The following is a 20701-nucleotide window of genomic DNA, read 5'->3' as shown; positions in this document are numbered from 1 at the left end:
AATCCAAAAATACACAATATAAATATCATTACAAAGGACAAAGCACATAATGCTCTGACCTTTGTATTACATTTTAGAATTATTCTGAGATGACTTACTTCCCGGTGCAAACCAACCAATAAGTGCAATAGCAACTAATACTCCGTAGAAGATTAAAGTCCAAGTTGTACTGTGCGGGAAATCATGGTCTAAGATACCAATATCCTCGTGGGCAAGTGTAATTACAGCGAGTTTTACACCGACCCAGGCAACAATTGCATATGCTGTCGTTTCCAATGCTGGACGTTTCTCAAGTAATTGTACAAACCAAGTTGCCGCAAATTTAATTAAAATAAGCCCGGCAATCCCTCCGAGAAGTACAACTATGAACTGGCCTCCATCCATACCACCGAAATCTTCTAGCGGTGAATCTGGAAGACCAAGGGCAAGAGCAACTGCGGCTAATATTGAATCGATTGCGAAAGCAAGGTCAGCTAATGCAATCTTTCCTACTGTGAACCAGTAGCTTTTACCTGCCGCTTCCTTTTCATCGTCCTTATGAATATTTTGATTGTCTTTTCCGAATTGCGCCTGAATGACATGCTTCAATCCTAAATAAAGAAGATAGGCTGCTCCTATCGCTTGTATTTGCCAAACATTTGCAATAAATGATATGGCAAACAGAGCTGCAAATCGAAAAACAAAGGCCATAATGATTCCGTAATTTATAGCTCTTTTTTTCTCTTCTTCGGGTAAATGTTTCGCTATAACTGCTAGTACAAGGGCATTGTCAGCTGATAACAAACCTTCTAATCCGATTAAAATTAATAATGCCCACGCATACTCTAGCCATATTGAATCCATCCGCTTCTCTCCTTTCTAAAACTAAAATCAGATAAGGTCTTTGCTCAATAGAATTTCCTATTGAGACAAATTAAATGCTAAAACATTTTGACAGTTAATTTGCTGTCCTCTATTTGTTATAATTTCAACAAAAAACAAGTCTAGATTGTATTTTTCTTAGACAGGGTGACGCTACATTGTGCCTAAAAATTTGATGAATTCATCTTCACTTACAGGTTTACTGTAGTAATAGCCCTGAATTAGATAACATGCATTACGTTGTAACACTGTTAATTGTTCCTTCGTTTCTACCCCTTCTGCGATCACTTTCATGTTTAAAGTATGCGCTAGTGAAATAATGGTATGAATAATTTCATTTCCATCAGTAGAATTTCCGATCCTATTAACAAATTCTCTTGGGATTTTCAAGGTATCAATTGGATACAAAGGGAGATATGCTAATGAAGAATACCCTGTGCCAAAATCGTCAATTGATAAATGTACACCATATGATTTTAATGCTTTTAACTTCGCTAACGTTTCTTTTTCATCTACCATTGCTATCCGCTCAGTTAATTCTAAATCGATCGAACTAGCAGGTACCCCTACTTCTTCTATAGTAGATATGATTGTTTGAACAAAGTCCTTCTGTTCAAACTCTATAGCTGATAAATTTATCCCCATTTTTAGATTTGAATAGCCCGCAGAATGCCATTCTTTCAGTTGTCGACACGCTTCCTGTAACGTCCATTTCCCAATTGAAATAATCTGCGATGTTTCTTCCGCGATAGGTATAAACTCAAAAGGTGAAATCAGCCCCAGCTCTGGATGTTGCCAACGTATTAAAGCCTCTGCACCAATAACCATACCAGCCTTACTATCAACTTGTGGTTGATATAATAGAAACAGCTCATTATTTTCTAATGCATTAGGTAAATCCTGTTCTAATCGTAATCGTCTTGTTATTTTTTTTGATAATGTCTCGTCATACATGCAAACAGCATTATTACCTTTTTCCTTTGCACTATACATAGCAATATCAGCATGTTGTAAAAGTGTAGTAGTATTTATTCCTCCAAACGGATACACTGCTATTCCTATACTAAGAGATAAGTAAAAGCTATGCTGATTTACTACAAATGCTTCTTCAGTTATACGAAACAGAGTTTCACACAAATCCAATAGCTGTTGCTCTGTATGGTTATGGACTATGATTGCAAACTCATCTCCCCCTATTCTCGCTAGAGGAATAGCCGGTAACAGACATGTCCTAAAACGTTTAGCAACTTCTTTTAAAACACTGTCACCAATTGAATGTCCCAGTGTATCATTAATAGTCTTAAAACGATTTAAATCTATATACAAGAGTCCAAATTCATCCTGCGTTTTTTGTGCACGCCCAATGGATTTTTCTAATTCTTGTTGGAAGAATATTCGATTTCCAATCCCCGTCACTGTATCATGGAATGCTAGATAGTTTATCTCATCTTGTTGTTGCTTCATTCTCGTAATGTCTTTTACCATTACATAACTCCCAAAAGTTTGCCCTTCTATCATAATAGGAACAATGGTGACGTACCAAAAATGAATGTCCTTCTCATTATTATTTTTCACACGTAATTGTAACGAAGCCGAACTGCATCGTTTCCCTTCCTGTAGAGCCGCTTCCAATTCAGATCTATCTTCATCTAAAAAAATTGAGAAGCACTCTTTACCTATTAATTCATCACTGTTTTTTCCTAATAACATACTTCCAGCCTGGTTTATATTTAACACAGTACCATTTGAATCAATCGTTAATATAGGATCCGGATGATACTCATATAATGACTTAAATCTCTCTTGATTTTTGACCAAGTCATTGGATTTGTTTATTAAATCTTCTGTTCTTTGAGATACTTTTTGTTCTAATTGATTATTAAACACTTTTAACATCTCGGTTAAATCTCTGTTTTGCATTCGTACGATTGTATGACGAATCAGCACAAATACAAATGCAATACAATTTCCAGTAATAAGTGTAGCCGAGGAAGTTTGCTCTTTAAGAGTAAAACCAATTAAGACTGCAACTGCAAGATAAGGAAATATGACAAGAAGTTTCTTTCCGAATGTCGGATCAATAATAAAATAATTTCTTCTAGAAGAAGCATTCTTCGGTATAGCAGCAGCAATAGCAATTAATAATAGGAAAACTCTATACAAACACCTTAATAATATAAGTGAACGATCTGACAAATCATCTTGTAAGTAAAAATACAAGTAGTCCGTAATAGCCAATCCAGTTAATACGAGAATAAAAATAAATAATTTACTTTTCGCATTAAAAATAGCTGGTCGAAAGATCAGGCTAATTCCTAGTAAAAGAAGCAATAAATCTATAATCGGAAAAATAAATGAAAGAAAAACATCTCCAATTGATAAGAATAAGATATTTGCAGAAGGTTTATTAAATAGGTACCACTCTAATGTAAAAATAGCAGTAACAACAATACATAAATCACAAAGTAAATACGCCTTTTCCCACTTGTTACATTCCATAATGATTTTATAAAAGAATGCAAAGAGAAAGAAGAATAAGAAAAACAACAAAAACACATCAGAGATATTAAAATTTTGTATTGGTAATTCTACATTAAGCACTTGAAAAGCGGATATAAAATTCCCTATCAAGAAACACCCTATTGCAATAGTAACGCAAACCCAGAATACTCCTAACTTAATTTTTCTGGATAATATAGAATACAGTAATGAGATAAATACAGTAGTTTCAACAACTAAGGATGATAGTCGGATATTAAAATCTGATACGAAATATTGATTTGGAAAAACAAATAAAAATATATAGCAAAAGCTTATATAGAATATTAGAGCTATTGTTAATAAGATAAATTGCCAATGTGAATGTTTAAGCAATATATTCACCTTCTTAAGTCTTTCATCATTTTTAAAAATTTGTATCTAATTATTATTCATATTATGACCATTTCAAAAGATTTCTTTCAAAATAAAGCACCCTTATATTACATCTGCAGATATTTAAAAATTCCATAACAGGAATTACAACAAATATCTGCAGCTATGTCCTTAACAATATCAATTATTGTTATACGAACTATTTATGCAACAAGTTGATTTAATAGCTAATTAGTTTAACGAATGTTTTCTTTGAACTAATTAGATACTGCCCATCTGAATCATATAGCTTAACTATTTTCAAATTAAAATTTCACGTAAAAATAATGAATGTAGGTGTATGCCTCTATCTATTTTTTGTGATGTTAAACAAAGAAAAAAACCCTAAATTATTTAGACATGAAAGTACCTACAAAATTTCTAATAGTAACTATTTATCGTTTTTTATTCATAACTTTCTATAGTATTTATTAAGGATGCTAATTAAAACACCGACTTATTTATAATCCTTAATAAGTCGGCACCAGTATACACTATAAAACTAAAACACATTACAAATAACAAAACTATACTTTAGCAATTTATAAATTTCATATTCCTAGAATTACTAAACTTTCTTTTACCTATTACAATCTATATTCAGATACATTATTTCCTTTCCATTCATAATAATCTAAAATCCCTTCATAAATGGCTTCTGCTGCAATCTGTCTGCCTTTTGCCGTAGATAGTTTACTGTAATCGATACCATTATCTATAAAAGCCAGTTCCGTTAACACAGCTGGCATGTCGTTTTCTCTTATAACATGAAGATCTCCATGTTTAACGCCTCTATCACGTGTTTGAAGAGCCTCTACTAAACGTGTTTGAATTTTTTCCGCTAACACACGACTTTCTTCCACATGAGGATTTGTTTTTTCGGATTCAGAAGATTTATAGTAGTATGTTTCTGTCCCTTTTGCATTACCATTAAAAGCATTTGCATGAATGCTTATAAAGATATCCCCCTCATTTTGCTTAGCAAATTTAACACGTTCCTGTAAAGAGCTTTTTTGGTCATGTCCAGGTCTAGTATCAGATTCACGAGTTAGTAAAACTGTAAATGGTGTATGTTTTTCGAGCAATTGTTGTAGGCGTAAGGAAGTGTCTAATACGATTTTACTTTCAGGCAATCCTTTTGTGGACTTTCCAGGATCTGCACCACCATGTCCAGGATCAATAATGATTGTTTTACTTTCTAAAGGGTTTTTCGGACTGTATTGAAGGGTATCTGTTTTTGCAGTAAGTTGTGCGGCTTCTGCACGTGTTATGAATTTATTTGGTTGCCAACCGTTATCTGTACCAACTGAAATTTTTAAATCAATTAAAATATTGGCGAACTTTTCACCCCAATGTCCTTTTAAATCTTCAAATTTACTTTGTCCATTACTATTTGTTCTATCTTGTAGCTTATATGCATTTACTAACATTGTTGCCATTGCAGCACGAGTAACTTTTCCAGAAGGATTAAATATTCCATTTCCTTCACCTTTAATTATTCCTGCTTTTTCAGCAGCAGCAATATACGGCGTTCCCCAGTGGTTTTGTGAATCTGTAAAAGATGGTTTTGCATTTAAGTCAATATGTATACCAAGGGCCTTTGTCATAATTGTTGCCGCAGAAGCCCTATCTAATGTATCACTTGAACCAAAAGTTCCATCTGGATAACCACTCAATACTTTTTTATCAACTAAATAATTAACGGATTTGTCAGCCCATGCAGGAACATCTGGGAATTTATGAGTATTTGCAAATGCACTAGATGAGTAGGATAGTAGACTTCCAGCAAGAATTCCTGTAGCAATTAATTTGTATTTCAAAATGTAACACCTCTAAAAAATTATTACAACTTGGTAAATATATCATTTATAGTTAATCTTTAAATAATACGACTTAGAATAAAGAATAGATTAAATCCGCGTTATCCCTATATTAAAGATACCAAATACAAATCGAACTATTATTCCGAAAAGAATCCTGAGACATACACTTATAGATAGAAACTATTAAATATATTCACCAACGTCGTGTAACCAGTATAGTTACTTATATGTACGAGTGTCAATTAAAAAAAACTTACATTTTTGTAAGATAACCATGTTAATTATGTAGTAAGTAATTATTATATAACGTGAATAATTACTCGGTATAATAAAATAGTAATCTTATATTTTAAACAAATATTAATTATCTTGGTAGGCAAATAACTTATAACAGCCACCTTTTTGGCTATGCTTTGGAATCCTACTTTACTCTTCAATTCTCCGTATTAAAAGTTTGTTGATGAAATGTAATAACAACTGTACGATTATACAACTTATTCACCTCAATTAAATCAGTTAAATATTGAGGAAGAGTCGGTTTATCTTTAAAATCATTATGTATTAAGTCCTTTCACAGTGACAATACGCATATTCCCAGTATTTTTCTGATGACAATACTACAAAGTAAGACCTAGCTCCTTCCTTTTGTAAAAATTTTTGATTTACTAAAATTAATTGTAACTTTTCCTCTGTCCGAAACAATTCCATACAAAACAAAAGGGAAATACATATACACTATGTATCTCCCTTTTATTTTGTACCCAATTTTTTTATTGTGTTACGGTCATAACTTGTCCACTACGGTCAACCATAATTTTCATTTTTCCGTCTTGAGCGTTATATAACCCTAGCTTATGTAGATCTTGTTTGCATTCTTTTACAAAGTAAGGCAATGTGCGAATTTGATCGATATCAGAGCTCGTAATAAAATGAATTAAATGATGCGTCATCTCTTTAATATCATGAACGAGTTCTTCCTTCTCTCGTTTTAATCTTTCATTTTCAGCTCGTAATGAATGTAATTCACCTTCAAGACCACGTGCATTCTTTTCATCTTTTGAACGCTCTGCTGCCATACTGGAAAGCTTATAGATTCCCTCCATGAACTGATGCAATTCGTGTTCTTTCTTGTCACTACATTGACTAATTGTTTCAAAGTTATCCACGATGCCAGATATAACTGTTACGAGGCTTTTTTCATCATCTTCATTTCGAACGTCTTCAATTACTTCCTGCTTACTTTCTTGTTTTGTCTCAGCAATTGTCTCTTTTACAGGTGCATATTTACGTTTTCGCCCCGGCTTTTGTTTTTCAATATTTTCAAACGGGATTTCTTGTTTTTTTAATTTATAATACGTATTTTGCAATTGACTTTCCGTTTTTCGAAAAAGATTCAATTCATTTTTACTAACATATTTTGAAATATTTGCGATGTTTAAGCCATGACGTTGACAAAATTGATACACTTCATACAATAATTCTAGTTCAGACTTCAACCAAGTAATCGCTGATTTTTCATATTCTCGCATACCGCCATTTTTTTCTATATCTATTTGAAATAATACCATTCTATTATATAAATCGATTAGCTCTTCATACCCGATTTGGAATTGTTTCTCTATTTTTTTAAATTCCGCCTCTAATTTCATATCGTTCGTTTTATTATTTGACATGTTTTGTAAAAGACTTAATACATTGATTGCTGTGTGGTGATACATAATATGTGTCACTCCCCCTCATCCTTTCACAATTCTCATCTGACTCCCATGTCTTTTAAGAAAATAGAAATTTCTACATATCCATATTATAACATTTCGAAATTATCTGTCAAATAATTAACATACAAAAAGGTATGAAAAGTCTATAAATAATAGAAAAATTTTTTGAGAAAATATTAAAAAATGCAATACAACATAATATTATATTGATAAAATATGTTTAATTATATTATATGGTATTCCCAATTTAATTTCACCGAAAAAGTTTGCGCTATCACGAAATCTCACTCTACAATCCAGTGACATTATCTCTTATATTTTCAAGTAGTAAAGATGAGAAAAACAATTAAACCTATCTATATTTCCAAATATAAAAACAACTAAAAAGACGAAAGAAACTATGAATATACACAGCCGCGACTACATTAGAAACGTTCAATTTTTCTGCCTTTATAGAACATGGGATACTAAAAAGGAACTAACCAGTACTACTACAATGGCTAGTTCCTCAATTTTAGCTAATAAGAAAAGAATGTAAGCCTGTTCATCAACAACTCGGCCTCCCTCTTCTTTAACTTACCTAAAACCCACTTCATATCTCTGTTCTTACTACGCACAGGGCACTTTTAAGTACTAACCGCTTCCTCTCTTGGCTGGAGCCTCTCTCCCAACTAAAAAAGAGCTTTTCAAAACCTCTTTACAACACTAACTTATCAACTAAACCAATTAACTCTTGAATATCAGGCTTACTCACTTGAGCATTCGCTCCAACTGCCTCACCTTTATGGAACAACTCATTCGTAATTAATGAAGAGAAAATAATAACTGGTAATTGCTTCATTACTTCACTATCTTTAATTACTTTCGTTAAATGGTGTCCATCCATTTTTGGCATTTCAATATCTGTAATAAGCAGATGAATATGTTCAAACATTCTTTCACCTTGCTCTTTTGCTAGTTTTTCAATTTGTGCTAACGCTTCTGCACCATTGCTGAAGAAGTTCATTTTCGTATATCCAGCTGATGATAATGTTTCTTCTAATATTTGGCGAAGCATCGCTGAATCTTCCGCAATATAAATCACCTTTTCAGCTCGATCTGTTTTTTGCTCTAATCCTGCAAGTGATTTATTGTCATAACCAGTACCGCTAATTTCACATACAATTTTTTCATAATCTAATAGTAAAATGATTTTCCCATCTAGTTTTACAATACCAGATGTCGTTTCTTCTAGTCCCATAGATAATGAAGCTGGTTCATCAATTTGTTCCCACGAAATACGTTGAATACGATGTACTTCATCAACACGGAAAATAACCTTCATTTGGTTTAATTCTGAAATGATAAATTTCGTTTGATCAAGTGGCTTTGTCGATCTTAAATTAAGAGCGGTTGCTAAGTTAATAACAGGTAAAATTTCACCACGTACTTGAACAACACCTTCAACTGCATGATGAGCTTCTGGCACAGTTGTAACAGGGAATGGATTAATAATTTCACGCACTTTCATTACATTAATACTAAATAAATTTTCACCAACAGTGTACGTTACGATTTCTAATTCGTTTGTTCCGCTTTCTAATAAAATACTTTGTGCTTGTGACATAAAGGTGTCGCTCCCCTTCCAATAATTCCGTATATTTAATTATTAAGCTTTATTAAAATCAAAAAGTCAACTACCTATATGAAAAATATAGATAGTTGAGTGATCCTCACAGTTTTAAAGTAGAAATACTACCGGTAAAACTTAATCTTGTATAAACGAAGCAAGTGCCTCTAGTAACACTTCTTGTGCTCCTACAATTTCTGTCGGCATCGCTTCCCACTTTTTTGAAAGCTCTGTTTCCACTCTCATTCTTAGCTCTGGACCCATTTCTCCTAGCACATATTCTTTCGTCGCTATATCAACATCGATAAGCGAAAGAGCGTATAGTTCAGGATCATTTATTTTCTCAAATAATTTCTTCAGTACACTAGGCGCCATATGCTTTAATTTTTCAATGTGAATTTCCTTATCAGAAAATAGTAACTCATATTGAATATACGTAACATTTTCTTTAATAACTTTAAAATAGCAATTATTTTTTTTATCATTTACAAAATAACCGTTCGGATCTGCAATAATACTCTCTACTTGACGTATTAAATTAGGTAAACTACTCGCCGCCATTACAGTACGTTGCTCAACCTCACTTGGCGAAATGAATGTAACGCGATACTTATTCTGCGCCATCCTCCTCACCTCTCCTTTTATATAAACTTAGTCTAATTGTACAATATAGCACAACTATCTTAAATTAATCTAACTCTATTTCAAATCACTACTTATAGACCCTATCTTCAAAAAGAGAAGAGGCGCCACCACAATTGACTTTCGGCCTCCTCAACTAACCTAGAACCTATCAATCTTATTCATGGCTCCTCGCCTCTTCAACTACCTTAGAACCTCTCCATATCTCTGGTCTTACAACATGCGAGCCACTCATAAGCACTAACCGCTACTACTCATCGCTAGGCCCTCTCTCAAAACTTTAAATGAACACAACTACAATCGTTATTCATCTAAACTATCGTTTCACACATCTTAAGCTAACCTAGTACCACTCCATATCTCTGGTCTCACAATGCACGAACCACACATAGGCACTGACCGCTACTACTCATCGCGCCCTCTCTCAAAACCTAAAAAGAAAGCTTTTACGCCCCTTTCAACAGCTCAATGTTATTGAACCAAAAAGCAAGCTGCTGATCCGTAATATCCGGCAACATAACGAAAAACTCACGGCACTTCATCTCATCTTTAAACAGTTGATACTTCCAAACACCATCACTACCAACACTTACGAAATAAAACTCATGAATACGACCAATGATTGCTTCCTTTTCACCAAATGAATACGGAGGCACTTGCTTAATTTCAAATTGATCCGGTAAATATGCATGCTCTTCTCGTTCCATGTTTAACACTTGCTCGGCAAGTTCACGTTTATTTTCGAAAAAAGGCAATTGTAAAATTCGCTCTTGTCTTGTCATACGAATAAAAAACCCTTTCTACTACATTACAATTTTTCTTTATACTATATTATCGAATTAAGTTTACAACTTCATTTAATACTTCATCTGACACTTTAATTACTTTCGCATTCCCCTGGAATCCACGTTGATACAGCATTAAGTCAACGAATTCTACAGATAAATCTACGTTTGAACTTTCTTTTGCTGACCCCCGTACATTACCTGCACCATTCTCACCAGCAACACCTACCCCTGGAATACCCGCTGATGGTGTGGCAATGTAATTTCCATTCCCAGTTTTCATTAATCCACCTGAATTAGGGAATGTAGCTACAGCTAGTTGTCCTACAACCTTCATACTACCATCCGAATATCTCATCATAACAAAACCACCGTCAGAAATAGAATAGTCATTTGCAATTGCAGCTGGACGCCCCGTTACTTCTGTTGTAGAAATAGTTTTCCCTGTCGGATAATTTGTTAAACCACTTAAATCCAGTGTCAGTCCCTTACCAAAAGGAATTTTAACCGTTCCACCTTTAGTAATTTCACCAGTTACTGGATCTTTTTGTACAGATTCATCTGTCTCCTTTAAATTTCCTAATGTATCAAATTTAAGATTTTTTTCGCCCGTCATGCCTTCAACAGGCTTAAATTCTTTTTCGTTTTTAGAATCATTTCTTACAGAAACTGTATATGTATATTCACCTGGCACCGGCTTCTCAACTTCTTTTCCGTCTACAGTCTCTTTTGTAGTCTTTTGCTTAATATTTACACGTAACGTTAACGAGTTTCCTTCCTCATCAAAAACTGTGAATTCGTGAGCTAATGCATTTTGGTTTCTAGGAAGGTTTCCACCTATTGTTGCCTTATCTGTTTGAATCCCACCAACAGCTGATCCCATCGGAATATGAATTGGACTTGGTCGTGAAGAAAAATCTATTTCTTGTGTTCCTGTTTTCACACCATAACCTAGCACATACTGTCCACCTGTAGTTGTAACATAGTTATCTTTCGATACACCAAAAGACCCCTTTCTCGTATACTCTACATTTCCACCATTACGATCCCCAACTAAAAATAAGCCGTTTCCCTCTATGGCTGTCTCCATCTTATCACTAGTTAAAGTAATAGAACCATCACTAAAATCTGTAGATGTCCCACTAAACTTTACACCGTTACCAATACTCTTTGGATTCGTACCAGCATAAGCACCGTCACCACGTGAACCAACCGTATTATTATATAGCAGATCATCAAAAATAGCTTTTTGCTTTTTATATCCAACTGTTTGTGCATTTGCAATATTATTTGAAGTAACACTTAATGCATTTTGTGCTGCATTCATCCCTGTAATACTTGTATATAACGCTTTAATCATAATCTATGTACACTCCTTTTATTAATTTTTCTTAACCTCTTCATTCTTTTCTATATCATCTTTCTTCTCATCTTCTGGATTTGTTTCTGCTATCGGTTTATCTGAAACCCTTTCTACAAAACGAAGTGTGACAACTTGATTATCAACAATAAGTTGTACATCGTTATTTTCGGCAAGTCGAACTGTTTCCACTTGACCAGTCACTTGCTCTCCCTTATTGTTTACACCTCTAACATACTTCCCTAAAAATTTCATCCCGCCATCAAGAGCTGTCGTATACATCGTTGATTGCAGTTTATCTACTGCTTTCGTCATATTTTGTACTTGCTCCATAAGCGATAGTTGCGCTGTCTGGTTCATCATTTGATTCATATCCATTGCATTAAATGGATCTTGATGTTGGAAACTCGATAAAAACAATTTTAGGAAATCATCTTTCCCCATTATCCCAGGAGTCTTTTGCTCTCCTGCTGAAACTCCGTTTGTTTGTTGAACTGGCGATTGCACACCATTAACAGATGCGTTTTTTGTTTGTGCTCCTGCTTGTAACGGAATATGATTTGTACTCGTTGTATTTAACCCAACTGTTGGCACGCTTTATTCCTCCAATAATCCCGCAAATTCTTTTGATTGTTGTTTCTCATGTTGCGTACTTACTGATTTCTGCTTTTGCCTTTGTTCTTGTTCTCGCTGTTCTTTACGGTTTTCATCTTTATCAGAATAGCTAATTTGAATATTAATTTCTTTTTCTTTTAACTTTAGCCTCAATTCATCAAAAATGATTTCAACACGTTTTTTCGCATCGTGTTTTTCCATTTCTACGTGAACATCAATTTGATCTCCATGCTTTTTCATAAACACAGTTAACGTACCAAGTTTTTCTGGATTTAGCTGGAATAAAACACGTTCTTGTTTCACTACAAATTTTTGCAGTGCTTCTACTTGCGCTTCCATTTTCTTTCCTAAGTCAGGCAACGAAACCTTCTCAGCGCCACTATTTGATTTTCCTATTTGATCGGTATTCGTTGCTTTATTTAATAATTCCGCACCCGCAGAATTCGAATCGTTTAACGAATCAACTTCTGGCAACTCTATCTTTACATCATCACTCTCTGATTTCGGAAGGTCTACGTCTTTAGACTCTTCTTGTTTCTTTGCGATATTACAAGTTTCTGTTTCTACAACTTTCAATGCGTGCATCGTTTGCTCCGGCATCTTCACTTTGTCTAACACCATTTGCATTGTATCTTCTAAACATATGGCATTTTTAATATTCATGTTTGAAAGGAGCTCTTGTAATTGTTGTAATTCAGCTGCAGGCAATTCGTTAAGTTTTATATTTCCATATTCTTTATACAACTCTTGTATTTTTTGTATGTATTGATATAACAATTCTGGCTGCACACGTAATTGCTCAATTGCAACCATCTGCTCAGATACAGCTAACAATAACTGTTCTGTCTCTTTCTTTTCTTCTTTCTTTACAATCGGCTCTTCTTTCGTTACCGTTTTTTTTGCGAGAATATATTCTTTCTTCTCTTCTTCTGGTGCTTCTTCTCGTTTCGGTTTCTCCGTTTTCGGCTGTTTTTTATTTTCAATTCTCATTGTATTATCGAATGAAGAATTTTCATTTTTCGATTGTACTTCTAGCCCTTTTTCTTTTTGCGGAGGTAAACTTTGCTGCACCGGTAATACAAACTGTATCACTACATCCACCTCATCCGTTCATACACATTTTTAAATCAAGAAGCATTTTTTCTTCCAGCTTTTCTTTTACTTTCGCAAGCTTCTTACAATCTTCTTGATACATTTCATCAATGACACGTTCTTTTTCTTTTACTTGTTCTAAAAGGCTTTCATTTTTTTGAATAAAACCTTCTGTTTTTTTAATTTTTCGATTCCATTCTTCTATTCTTTCAGGTGAAAACGTATGTGAAGAAAGCATGCCAGCCATAATACGTTGCCCAGTTTGTACGACTTTGCTACGTGATTTCACAACATATAAATCATATTCTTTTTTTTGTTCTATTTTTCTTTTTTCAGCTGTTAATTCGTACACTTCTTTTAAAATATGTTCTTTTTCTTGATTAATCTGCAATTTTATCGTGTCGTACTGCTGTTTATCCACCTGTTTTCATAGCCCCTTCCTATTATAACGCTCTCTTTTTCTATTATATAGTTTTTTTCTAAAAAAATCTGTGAAATATTAAAAAACAAAAAAATAAGGCCTCCGCGTACGAGGCCTTATATTATATGGTGTATCGCTTGAACGATATCATCAAATTGGAAACTATCCGATCGACCTTGCTTTAAAAACGTATTTATATCTTCTACTTTATTTTTACATTCAAAAATATAAGCATTTTCTTCATTTTCTTGAATCGTCCCTAATTTAAAGTACAATTCATTTTCTTTATAAATAGATAAGATTTTTCTCATTTCATTTGCAAGTTGCCAATGGTTAGACGACACAATTTCTTCCATAATCCTACTTACTGAATCTAACACTGAAATAGCAGGGTAATGACTAAGCGTAGCAAGCTCACGCTTTAATACAATATGTCCATCTAAAATACCACGTGCTAAATCTGGTACAGGACCGTTTAAATCGTCTCCATCAACGAGTACGGTATAAATACCTGTTATAGATCCTTTTTGTGTTTTACCAGATCGCTCTAACAACTTCTTCATATAACTTTCCATTAACAGTGTTTTACCACCAATCGGTAACTCTTTCACTGCAATATCAACACTTCTGCGCGCATCAGCAAAACGAGTGACAGAATCCATCATGAGTAGTACGTTGTTACCTTGATCACGGAAGTATTCAGCAATAGATGTTGCAAGCTTTGCCGCGCGAAGTTGCATAAGGTGGCTTTCATCTGACGTCGCCACAACAACAACGCTTTTCCTCATTCCTTCCTCGCCTAATTCTTTTCGAATAAAGTCTTTTACTTCTCGGCCACGTTCTCCTACTAAACTAATAACGTTAATATCCGCTTTTGCGTTTTTTGCAATCATTCCAAGTAAAGTAGATTTACCAACACCTGATCCAGCGAAAATACCAATCTTTTGACCGATACCAATTGTTAACATAGAATCAATTGATTTTATTCCCGTTTCAAATACATCAGTAATCTCTTCACGCTCAAATGCATGAATAGGAGGGGCATCTAATTTTATTTTCTGTAGTGGAATGTTTTCAGCGTTCTCATTTAACACTTCACCATTCGCACTTAACACCTTTCCAAGTAAATGATCACCACGAGGTACAACAACATCTTCTGCAATTAATGTAACTGAATCCCCATAACATACTTTTTCTGTCTGTCCAAATGGCAGTAACATATTATTCTCTTTTTCAATCGCAATTACTTCACATAAAACATTATGTTCTCCAACGAAACAAACATCTCCAATTTTTGCTTTCGGTCCTTTCGCTACGAAAAACTGTTCTTGTACACTATGAACTTTACCAATTTTCGTATAAAACGGTGTTTCGATAAACGTATTCCACTTATACTGTTCATTTATGAGCTTGTTGTTCATACATTTTGCTCCTCAAACAACTTCTCTTCTTCCCATTTCTGACGAAGTTTCGCAAATATAGGTGCAAATTTAAATTCAAAAAACTCTTTCTCTTCCTCCAAAACAAATTCACCGAACTGCAGGGAGAAATCATATTTCCATTCTACTAATTGTAGTAACCAATACTCTTTCGTATTTTCCTTCTCTTCTTGAATACGTTCAAACGTTTCTGGATGTACTGTTATTATTAATTTTTCAAATGAAGTAGGCAACGTTTGAACGATGCCAGTTAAAATTGGTAACACATCAAGTAATCGTGAATCTACCGCTTGGTTTACGATTTTTTCTGCTAGATGAAAAGATTGATCCCACAATAACTCTGTCCATTCGTATGCTGTTTCTTGCTGTTCTTTTTGAAACTGCATACGTGCTGCTTCCATCTGTTCCATTTGTTCATGAATATGCATTTGAAATTGTTCTTTATCTTGTACTAGCTGCTGACGCTCTCGTTCTAGCATTTGCTGCCCTTGTCTTAACTGATTCATTTCCATATGTAATGATTCTTGCTGGGCGCGAAGCTCTGCATGATCAGCTTGTAATTCTTCCTCTTCTATTTGGACTGAAGCTAGTTTTGGAAATTGTAATTCATACGTTTCTTCAGAAAAAGAAACAGAATTCTTCGGAATTCTGTTTTTAAATAAGGACATCCCCTTCACCTCTTTGAACGATAATTCTTCCTTCTTTTTCTAGCTTTTTAACTGTACCTGTAATCGTTTGCTGCGCTTTTTCAGCATCCGTCATCTTAAGCGGTCCTAAGCCATCTAATTCTTCTAGAATCATCTCTTTACGGTTTGAAGACATACATGTAAATAATTTCTCTTTAATTTCTTCTTTTGCAATTTTAAGTGCTTTCGCAAGAACACCGTTATCTGTAATTTCTTCCAATACACGGCGAAGCGCAAGATCTTCAAGACCAAGTAAATCTTCAAAGACAAACATATTTTCTTTAATTTTTTCAGATAACTCATAATCGACTTCATCCAGCTTTTGAAAGACTGTTTTTTCAACACCTCGTGAAACATTATTTAAAATGTTCACGATCGTTTTCAAGCCATCAGTTTTATTAATTGCACTAAATGCCATATTATTTAATTTCGTTTTTAACAACTCACCAATTTGATTAATTAATTCACCATCAACTTGTTCTAGTTTTGCAATACCCATTACCGTCTCTACTCGTTTATGATCTGGCAATCTCTCAATTAATTGAGAAGCAAGTTGCGGTTTAATGTAAGAAGCAATTATCGCAATCGTCTGCGGTGATTCATCATTGAGCACTGTAAGAAGTGGTTCTAAATCTGTAAGTGAATTTAAGAACTCAAACGGATTATCTTTGTTATACCAAAGGTCTTCCAATAATTTTTCCAGCTCGTCTTCTGGCATGTTTTTAAATATGCGACGAATGTACTCTTTATCTGGAGTGACTAAGTTCAATTCTTTTACATTTAATTCATACAAGAACTCCCCTAGCACATTTTCTAACGTTTCTGGTTTATATACACGAAACTTCGCAATTTCACGAAGTAATACTTCTTTTTCCTCAGCTGTCATATATTCAATGACTTTTGCTGCCACCCCTTCGTCTAATGTACGAATGAGGATGGCAGCTTTTTCTTTGGAGGAGATTTCATCTAACATCGTTGTTCCTCCCTTACTGTCCGTTTAACCATTTTTTAATTACTTTTGCAGTACCTTCTACATGTTCTTTCGTAGCTTCCTGCACTTGATCATCTAACGTTGGTTCTTTCGGTTCTTCTGGTTCCGGTGTTGGCTCTGGCACTATTTTTTCTTCAGGAATTTCCAGGATACTTTCATTGCTTGCAGCAATTTCCTCTTCTGCTAAGTATTCTTCATATTCCTCTTCTTCTCTCTTTTTCTTACGTCTTGCTAAGAAGAACCATATTAAGCCAATTAACGCTAACAAGCCAGCTGTAATTCCACCGAATAACCACCAGTTCATACCACTTTCTTCTGGCTCTTTCTCTTTTTCAACTTTCGGCTGGTCGAACTGAACAGTTACAACGTTAACTTGACCGTTTGTAAAGTTTCCATTCGGATCAGCTTGAAGCCCAGCTGCTGTGCCAATCGCTTCTTTGAATGTAGTCATATCAATTCTTCGTTTTACTAACGTATCATTATCTACCCATACAACAACATTTGTTTTCGTTAATTCTGGATGTTTCTTAATTGTTTCAACTGTTTTATCTATTTCATAGTTTTCAATTTTGTTACCATTTTTATTATCGTAGACAACTTTACCGTTTTGATTATTGTTCGTACCGTAGTTCGGCACTTCACCGTTTGCTGTAATACCAGCACCTTGCTTCGTATCTGCTCCTTCTTGCGCAGTAGAGCTTTCTTCTTGCTCTTGTTTACTACGAAGTACACCTTTATCACCATATTTTTCTGACTGACGTGTAACTTCATCGTAGTTTACAGACACTTTCGTATTCACTTTATATTCATTTGACTTAAACATCGTCATTAACGTTGCGTCAATATCTTGTTTTAATTTACCTTCAATTTGATGCTGCATCTCTACTTCTTTTTCATAAGAAGAGGAACTGTTAGAATGCGCTTCATCTGCTCCTTTTGAGATGATACCTTTTTTACTATCAATAACACTTACTTCTTCTGCTTTCACGCCAGGAACTGCCGCACTAATCATTTGCTGTATACCAGCAACTTGATCAGCTGTTAATAATTGTCCACGCTTCACACCAACAGTAATCGCCGCTGTTCCTTTTGCTTTTTCTTCATCAAAAATTGTTTCTTTTTCAGGTAATGTAATTTGAACATTTGCCGTTTCAACCGTCGCAAAATTTCGTACAATATCTTGCTCCAATTGTTTTTTCGTACCGACAATTTGCTTCATTTTTTTATCTTGCTCACTTGACCCGAGTGAGCTTTCTAATAAAATTTCCTCGCCGCTCTTAGAGTTAAACGGTAAGCCCATTCCATTCATTTCTTTTCGAACCCATGGAGCATCATTCTTTTGCACACGAATTGAACCATCGGCCGCTAATTGGTAATCGACACCTAACTTCGATAATTCTGCTGTAATCTCTTGCTTATCTGCATCATTTAAATTTTGATATACAACAACATATTTATCTGGCAAGGTGAAGTATAAAAGTGCTCCTGTTACAACCGCTAAAAGTGCAGCACCGATTACTAACTTATGCCACGTTTTTAACGATTGGATAACATTTTTTATCTTTTCCATTTAAACACACCCGTCCACTTTCCTAAATTTGCATATTAATTAGTGACTTATAATTTTCAATAAGATTATCACGTACGAGAGCAGCCGTTTTCATTTGAGATTCAGCTTTTTTTTGCTGAATTAAAACGTCATGTGTTTCTCCTACCCCTTTTGTTAATAAATCATATACTGCTGTTTGCGCATTATTTTGCGTTTGATTCATATCTTCCAATAAATCAATAAACTTTTTTCCCTCAACCACAGAATTTTCCGAAGTTTTCGGTGCACCAATTGACTGAATTGCTCCAAATGGCTGTGTATTTAACATTGGTTGAATTTTCATATCCCTATCTTCCCCCTTATCCTCGTCCAATTTCTAAATCTTTATCGAGCATTTTTTTGTTCGCATTTAATACACTTGTATTTGCTTCATACATTTTTTGAGCAACCATAACATTCGTCATTTCAGCAGTTACATCAATATTTGGATAACGTACATATCCTTCTTCATTTGCGTGCGGATGCGTCGGATCATACACTAAGTTTTCCGTTTTGTCTGCTTCAATACTTTTTATTTTCACTCCGTTAGTAGGAGCCCCGTCTAACATACTTGCAAAACTATTATTTGATTCTAGCACCACACTACGACGCTCATATAAATCTGCCCCCGGAGCCGCTGTCGTATTCGCATTTACAATATTGTTTGAAGTAACTTCCATCCACTTTCTCGCTGTCGTTAGGCCTGAGCCACTTGCATTGATTGCCTGAAACATCGTTGTCTCTCCTTCTACCTTTAACGTCCACGTGCTGCTTGGTTAATTGCGTATTGTGTATTAATTGCATTAATTGAAATACCGTATAACTGATTTGCTTTCATTAAATCTAGCATTTCTGTCGTCACATCCACACTATTTCCATCTTGATTCGTTTGCATTGATTTCGTTTGAATCTTTGCATATGTATTTTTCATATTTACTGTCGGTAAGTGCATTTCATTCGTTTGATATAAATCTGGATTACTCTTTAAATCAGCCGCATTGTTCTTATATAACGCACTACTCTTACTCATCTGCTCAGCAAATGTTACATCTTGTGCTTTATAGCCAGGCGTATTCGCATTTGCAATATTACTAGAAACAGTATTTCGTTTCGTCACTAAATAATTCATATAATGGCTTACATCACTCACTAAATCTGGCATATTCCACACCCTTCCTTTTCTACCTTAATGATCCACTGATGGAAGTTTCACTTCATTATTTATTTTCTTATATGTGTTTATTAAAATATTAACTATCATGTACCCTTACATATTTTATTCCATTTTTCCATTGTTGTCTTTAGAAAAATACAAAAATATAAAAAAGAATACAAAAAAATGTATACACGTAGTAATCCATGAAATATTTCGATATATGAAATACAAATCAAAGTCAATTTTTATATTTTTTAGATTACTTTCTCATTACAGGCATAAAGTGAAACCTCAATCAGCGGAACTCTTTATTTAAACAAGGAATGGATTCCCTTTTAAAAAGGGGAATCCGTTTCCATACTTTATCATTAATATTTACCATAAAATGAATTAGCTTTCATTCGCCCATCATTTTCCATAATCATTTCTTCCAAAATCTTTTGCTTATCTCGAATATGCTGCGCTGCCTTAATAATCCACGGGGTAACCTCCGTTGCAACTTGCGTGCGCGTTTCTTCATCCAATGTCATCATCCAACGATTTAACATCTCACTTTTCTCAGCAAATTCTTCATCTGAAACCTGCAATTCACCGATTCTATTAAAACAACTGACAAACGTTCGATAAATATCATTGTTCATTTTCGAGCGCTCCACGGTAACCGTCTATTAAATCTTGTAACACTTGTACAATCGCATCAATGTCTTTTGCTTCACGCGTTACTTTCATCGTTTGAATTTGAATGCTAACCCAATCGTATAAACCGAATAGGCTGTCATATAAATCTTTCGAAATATCAGGATTTAATTGAAGCTTCAACTCTTCAAATATACGTTCTAACTTTTCAAGAAGGTCGTCTCCTTCTTGAAGTTTAAATGTATTTAAAAGTTCTTCTAATTTACGAAACTCCACGATACATCTTTCATAAATAAATATTGTATTTTTAATCGGATTACTCGTCATAATATCGTTTTGCATATAACGTTGCCATGCTTGCATATA

20 protein-coding genes and 1 pseudogene are annotated in these 20701 nt (G+C 34.4%); all 21 read right to left on the bottom strand.

The genetic code is table 11. From position 1 onward, the window contains the following. Nucleotides 1-66: 66 nt before the first annotated feature. The 21 genes and pseudogenes from ACFVQC_RS13075 to ACFVQC_RS12975 all read right to left on the bottom strand — a co-directional run bounded on the left by ACFVQC_RS13075 (nucleotide 67) and on the right by ACFVQC_RS12975 (nucleotide 20698). Nucleotides 67-843: a TerC family protein gene (locus ACFVQC_RS13075; RefSeq protein WP_002012018.1), complete on the bottom strand. Its 777-nt coding sequence runs from the start codon at nucleotides 841-843 to the stop codon at nucleotides 67-69. 171 nt (nucleotides 844-1014) lie between these two features. Beyond that, entirely contained in the window at nucleotides 1015-3735 is a 2721-nt protein-coding gene (locus ACFVQC_RS13070) for a sensor domain-containing protein (RefSeq protein ID WP_377898451.1), read from the bottom strand. Nucleotides 3736-4361: 626 nt separating this feature from the next. Next, nucleotides 4362-5594: an N-acetylmuramoyl-L-alanine amidase gene (locus ACFVQC_RS13065; protein ID WP_377896329.1), complete on the bottom strand. Its 1233-nt coding sequence runs from the start codon at nucleotides 5592-5594 to the stop codon at nucleotides 4362-4364. Between the two features lie 448 nt (nucleotides 5595-6042). Next, nucleotides 6043-6284: pseudogene (locus ACFVQC_RS13060) on the bottom strand (Ger(x)C family spore germination protein); the annotation flags it as partial. 83 nt (nucleotides 6285-6367) lie between these two features. Next, nucleotides 6368-7315 (bottom strand): DNA-binding domain-containing protein, encoded by a 948-nt coding sequence (locus ACFVQC_RS13055; protein ID WP_002135401.1) that lies wholly within the window; start codon nucleotides 7313-7315, stop codon nucleotides 6368-6370. Nucleotides 7316-8012: 697 nt separating this feature from the next. Then, nucleotides 8013-8921: a chemotaxis protein gene (locus tag ACFVQC_RS13050; protein WP_219917833.1), complete on the bottom strand. Its 909-nt coding sequence runs from the start codon at nucleotides 8919-8921 to the stop codon at nucleotides 8013-8015. Nucleotides 8922-9062: 141 nt separating this feature from the next. Next, complete coding sequence (locus ACFVQC_RS13045) at nucleotides 9063-9548, bottom strand: hypothetical protein (RefSeq protein WP_012260675.1); 486 nt, start codon at nucleotides 9546-9548, stop codon at nucleotides 9063-9065. Between the two features lie 464 nt (nucleotides 9549-10012). After that, complete coding sequence (locus tag ACFVQC_RS13040) at nucleotides 10013-10348, bottom strand: DUF3964 family protein (protein ID WP_088039111.1); 336 nt, start codon at nucleotides 10346-10348, stop codon at nucleotides 10013-10015. Between the two features lie 49 nt (nucleotides 10349-10397). Further along, on the bottom strand, nucleotides 10398-11711 hold the full coding sequence (gene flgE / locus ACFVQC_RS13035) for a flagellar hook protein FlgE (RefSeq protein ID WP_215574714.1): 1314 nt from the start codon (nucleotides 11709-11711) through the stop codon (nucleotides 10398-10400). A gap of 21 nt (nucleotides 11712-11732) precedes the next feature. After that, nucleotides 11733-12305 (bottom strand): flagellar hook assembly protein FlgD, encoded by a 573-nt coding sequence (locus tag ACFVQC_RS13030; RefSeq protein ID WP_215574713.1) that lies wholly within the window; start codon nucleotides 12303-12305, stop codon nucleotides 11733-11735. Between the two features lie 3 nt (nucleotides 12306-12308). Continuing rightward, nucleotides 12309-13418, bottom strand: a complete 1110-nt coding sequence (locus ACFVQC_RS13025) for a flagellar hook-length control protein FliK (RefSeq protein ID WP_377898450.1) — start codon at nucleotides 13416-13418, stop codon at nucleotides 12309-12311. Between the two features lie 10 nt (nucleotides 13419-13428). Further along, nucleotides 13429-13839 carry a cytoplasmic protein gene (locus ACFVQC_RS13020; protein WP_088039108.1) on the bottom strand — a complete coding sequence of 137 codons (411 nt, stop codon included), beginning with the start codon at nucleotides 13837-13839 and terminating at the stop codon, nucleotides 13429-13431. Between the two features lie 116 nt (nucleotides 13840-13955). Continuing rightward, a complete protein-coding gene (fliI, locus tag ACFVQC_RS13015) occupies nucleotides 13956-15260 on the bottom strand; it encodes a flagellar protein export ATPase FliI (RefSeq protein ID WP_215574711.1) in 1305 nt (434 codons plus the stop codon). Beyond that, complete coding sequence (locus ACFVQC_RS13010) at nucleotides 15257-15946, bottom strand: FliH/SctL family protein (RefSeq protein ID WP_002135390.1); 690 nt, start codon at nucleotides 15944-15946, stop codon at nucleotides 15257-15259. The genes fliI and ACFVQC_RS13010 overlap by 4 nt, the downstream gene beginning before the upstream one ends. Then, a complete protein-coding gene (gene fliG / locus ACFVQC_RS13005; RefSeq protein ID WP_000883357.1) occupies nucleotides 15933-16937 on the bottom strand; it encodes a flagellar motor switch protein FliG in 1005 nt (334 codons plus the stop codon). Before fliG ends, ACFVQC_RS13010 begins: the two co-directional genes overlap by 14 nt. Nucleotides 16938-16950: 13 nt before the next feature. Then, nucleotides 16951-18525, bottom strand: a complete 1575-nt coding sequence (locus ACFVQC_RS13000) for a flagellar M-ring protein FliF C-terminal domain-containing protein (RefSeq protein ID WP_215574710.1) — start codon at nucleotides 18523-18525, stop codon at nucleotides 16951-16953. 22 nt (nucleotides 18526-18547) lie between these two features. Continuing rightward, nucleotides 18548-18847, bottom strand: a complete 300-nt coding sequence (gene fliE, locus ACFVQC_RS12995) for a flagellar hook-basal body complex protein FliE (protein WP_215574709.1) — start codon at nucleotides 18845-18847, stop codon at nucleotides 18548-18550. A gap of 16 nt (nucleotides 18848-18863) precedes the next feature. Beyond that, nucleotides 18864-19277, bottom strand: a complete 414-nt coding sequence (gene flgC / locus ACFVQC_RS12990; protein WP_000484680.1) for a flagellar basal body rod protein FlgC — start codon at nucleotides 19275-19277, stop codon at nucleotides 18864-18866. Between the two features lie 20 nt (nucleotides 19278-19297). After that, nucleotides 19298-19705, bottom strand: a complete 408-nt coding sequence (flgB, locus tag ACFVQC_RS12985; RefSeq protein WP_001113113.1) for a flagellar basal body rod protein FlgB — start codon at nucleotides 19703-19705, stop codon at nucleotides 19298-19300. Nucleotides 19706-20067: 362 nt separating this feature from the next. Next, entirely contained in the window at nucleotides 20068-20340 is a 273-nt protein-coding gene (locus ACFVQC_RS12980; protein ID WP_215574708.1) for a flagellar biosynthesis protein FlgG, read from the bottom strand. Then, complete coding sequence (locus tag ACFVQC_RS12975) at nucleotides 20330-20698, bottom strand: flagellar export chaperone FliS (protein WP_002135382.1); 369 nt, start codon at nucleotides 20696-20698, stop codon at nucleotides 20330-20332. Before ACFVQC_RS12975 ends, ACFVQC_RS12980 begins: the two co-directional genes overlap by 11 nt. Nucleotides 20699-20701: the final 3 nt, after the last annotated feature.

Source organism: Bacillus sp. NPDC057893 (assembly GCF_042796455.1).
Taxonomy (GTDB): Bacteria; Bacillota; Bacilli; order Bacillales; family Bacillaceae_G; genus Bacillus_A.
This window is presented reverse-complemented; position numbering and strand designations above follow the sequence as displayed.

Bases quoted from the DNA above. Each gene is read 5' to 3' on its own strand.
- ACFVQC_RS12975 (WP_002135382.1), bottom strand. From the start codon at position 20,698: ATGCAAGCATGGCAACGTTATATGCAAAACGATATTATGACGAGTAAT.
- ACFVQC_RS13075 (WP_002012018.1), bottom strand. From the start codon at position 843: ATGGATTCAATATGGCTAGAGTATGCGTGGGCATTATTAATTTTAATC.
- fliG (WP_000883357.1), bottom strand. From the start codon at position 16,937: ATGTTAGATGAAATCTCCTCCAAAGAAAAAGCTGCCATCCTCATTCGT.
- flgE (WP_215574714.1), bottom strand. From the start codon at position 11,711: ATGATTAAAGCGTTATATACAAGTATTACAGGGATGAATGCAGCACAA.
- flgC (WP_000484680.1), bottom strand. From the start codon at position 19,277: ATGTTTCAGGCAATCAATGCAAGTGGCTCAGGCCTAACGACAGCGAGA.
- fliI (WP_215574711.1), bottom strand. From the start codon at position 15,260: ATGAACAACAAGCTCATAAATGAACAGTATAAGTGGAATACGTTTATC.
- ACFVQC_RS13045 (WP_012260675.1), bottom strand. From the start codon at position 9,548: ATGGCGCAGAATAAGTATCGCGTTACATTCATTTCGCCAAGTGAGGTT.
- ACFVQC_RS13010 (WP_002135390.1), bottom strand. From the start codon at position 15,946: ATGTCCTTATTTAAAAACAGAATTCCGAAGAATTCTGTTTCTTTTTCT.
- ACFVQC_RS13050 (WP_219917833.1), bottom strand. From the start codon at position 8,921: ATGTCACAAGCACAAAGTATTTTATTAGAAAGCGGAACAAACGAATTA.
- ACFVQC_RS12980 (WP_215574708.1), bottom strand. From the start codon at position 20,340: ATGAACAATGATATTTATCGAACGTTTGTCAGTTGTTTTAATAGAATC.
- flgB (WP_001113113.1), bottom strand. From the start codon at position 19,705: ATGCCAGATTTAGTGAGTGATGTAAGCCATTATATGAATTATTTAGTG.
- ACFVQC_RS13000 (WP_215574710.1), bottom strand. From the start codon at position 18,525: ATGGAAAAGATAAAAAATGTTATCCAATCGTTAAAAACGTGGCATAAG.
- ACFVQC_RS13040 (WP_088039111.1), bottom strand. From the start codon at position 10,348: ATGACAAGACAAGAGCGAATTTTACAATTGCCTTTTTTCGAAAATAAA.
- ACFVQC_RS13055 (WP_002135401.1), bottom strand. From the start codon at position 7,315: ATGTATCACCACACAGCAATCAATGTATTAAGTCTTTTACAAAACATG.
- fliE (WP_215574709.1), bottom strand. From the start codon at position 18,847: ATGAAAATTCAACCAATGTTAAATACACAGCCATTTGGAGCAATTCAG.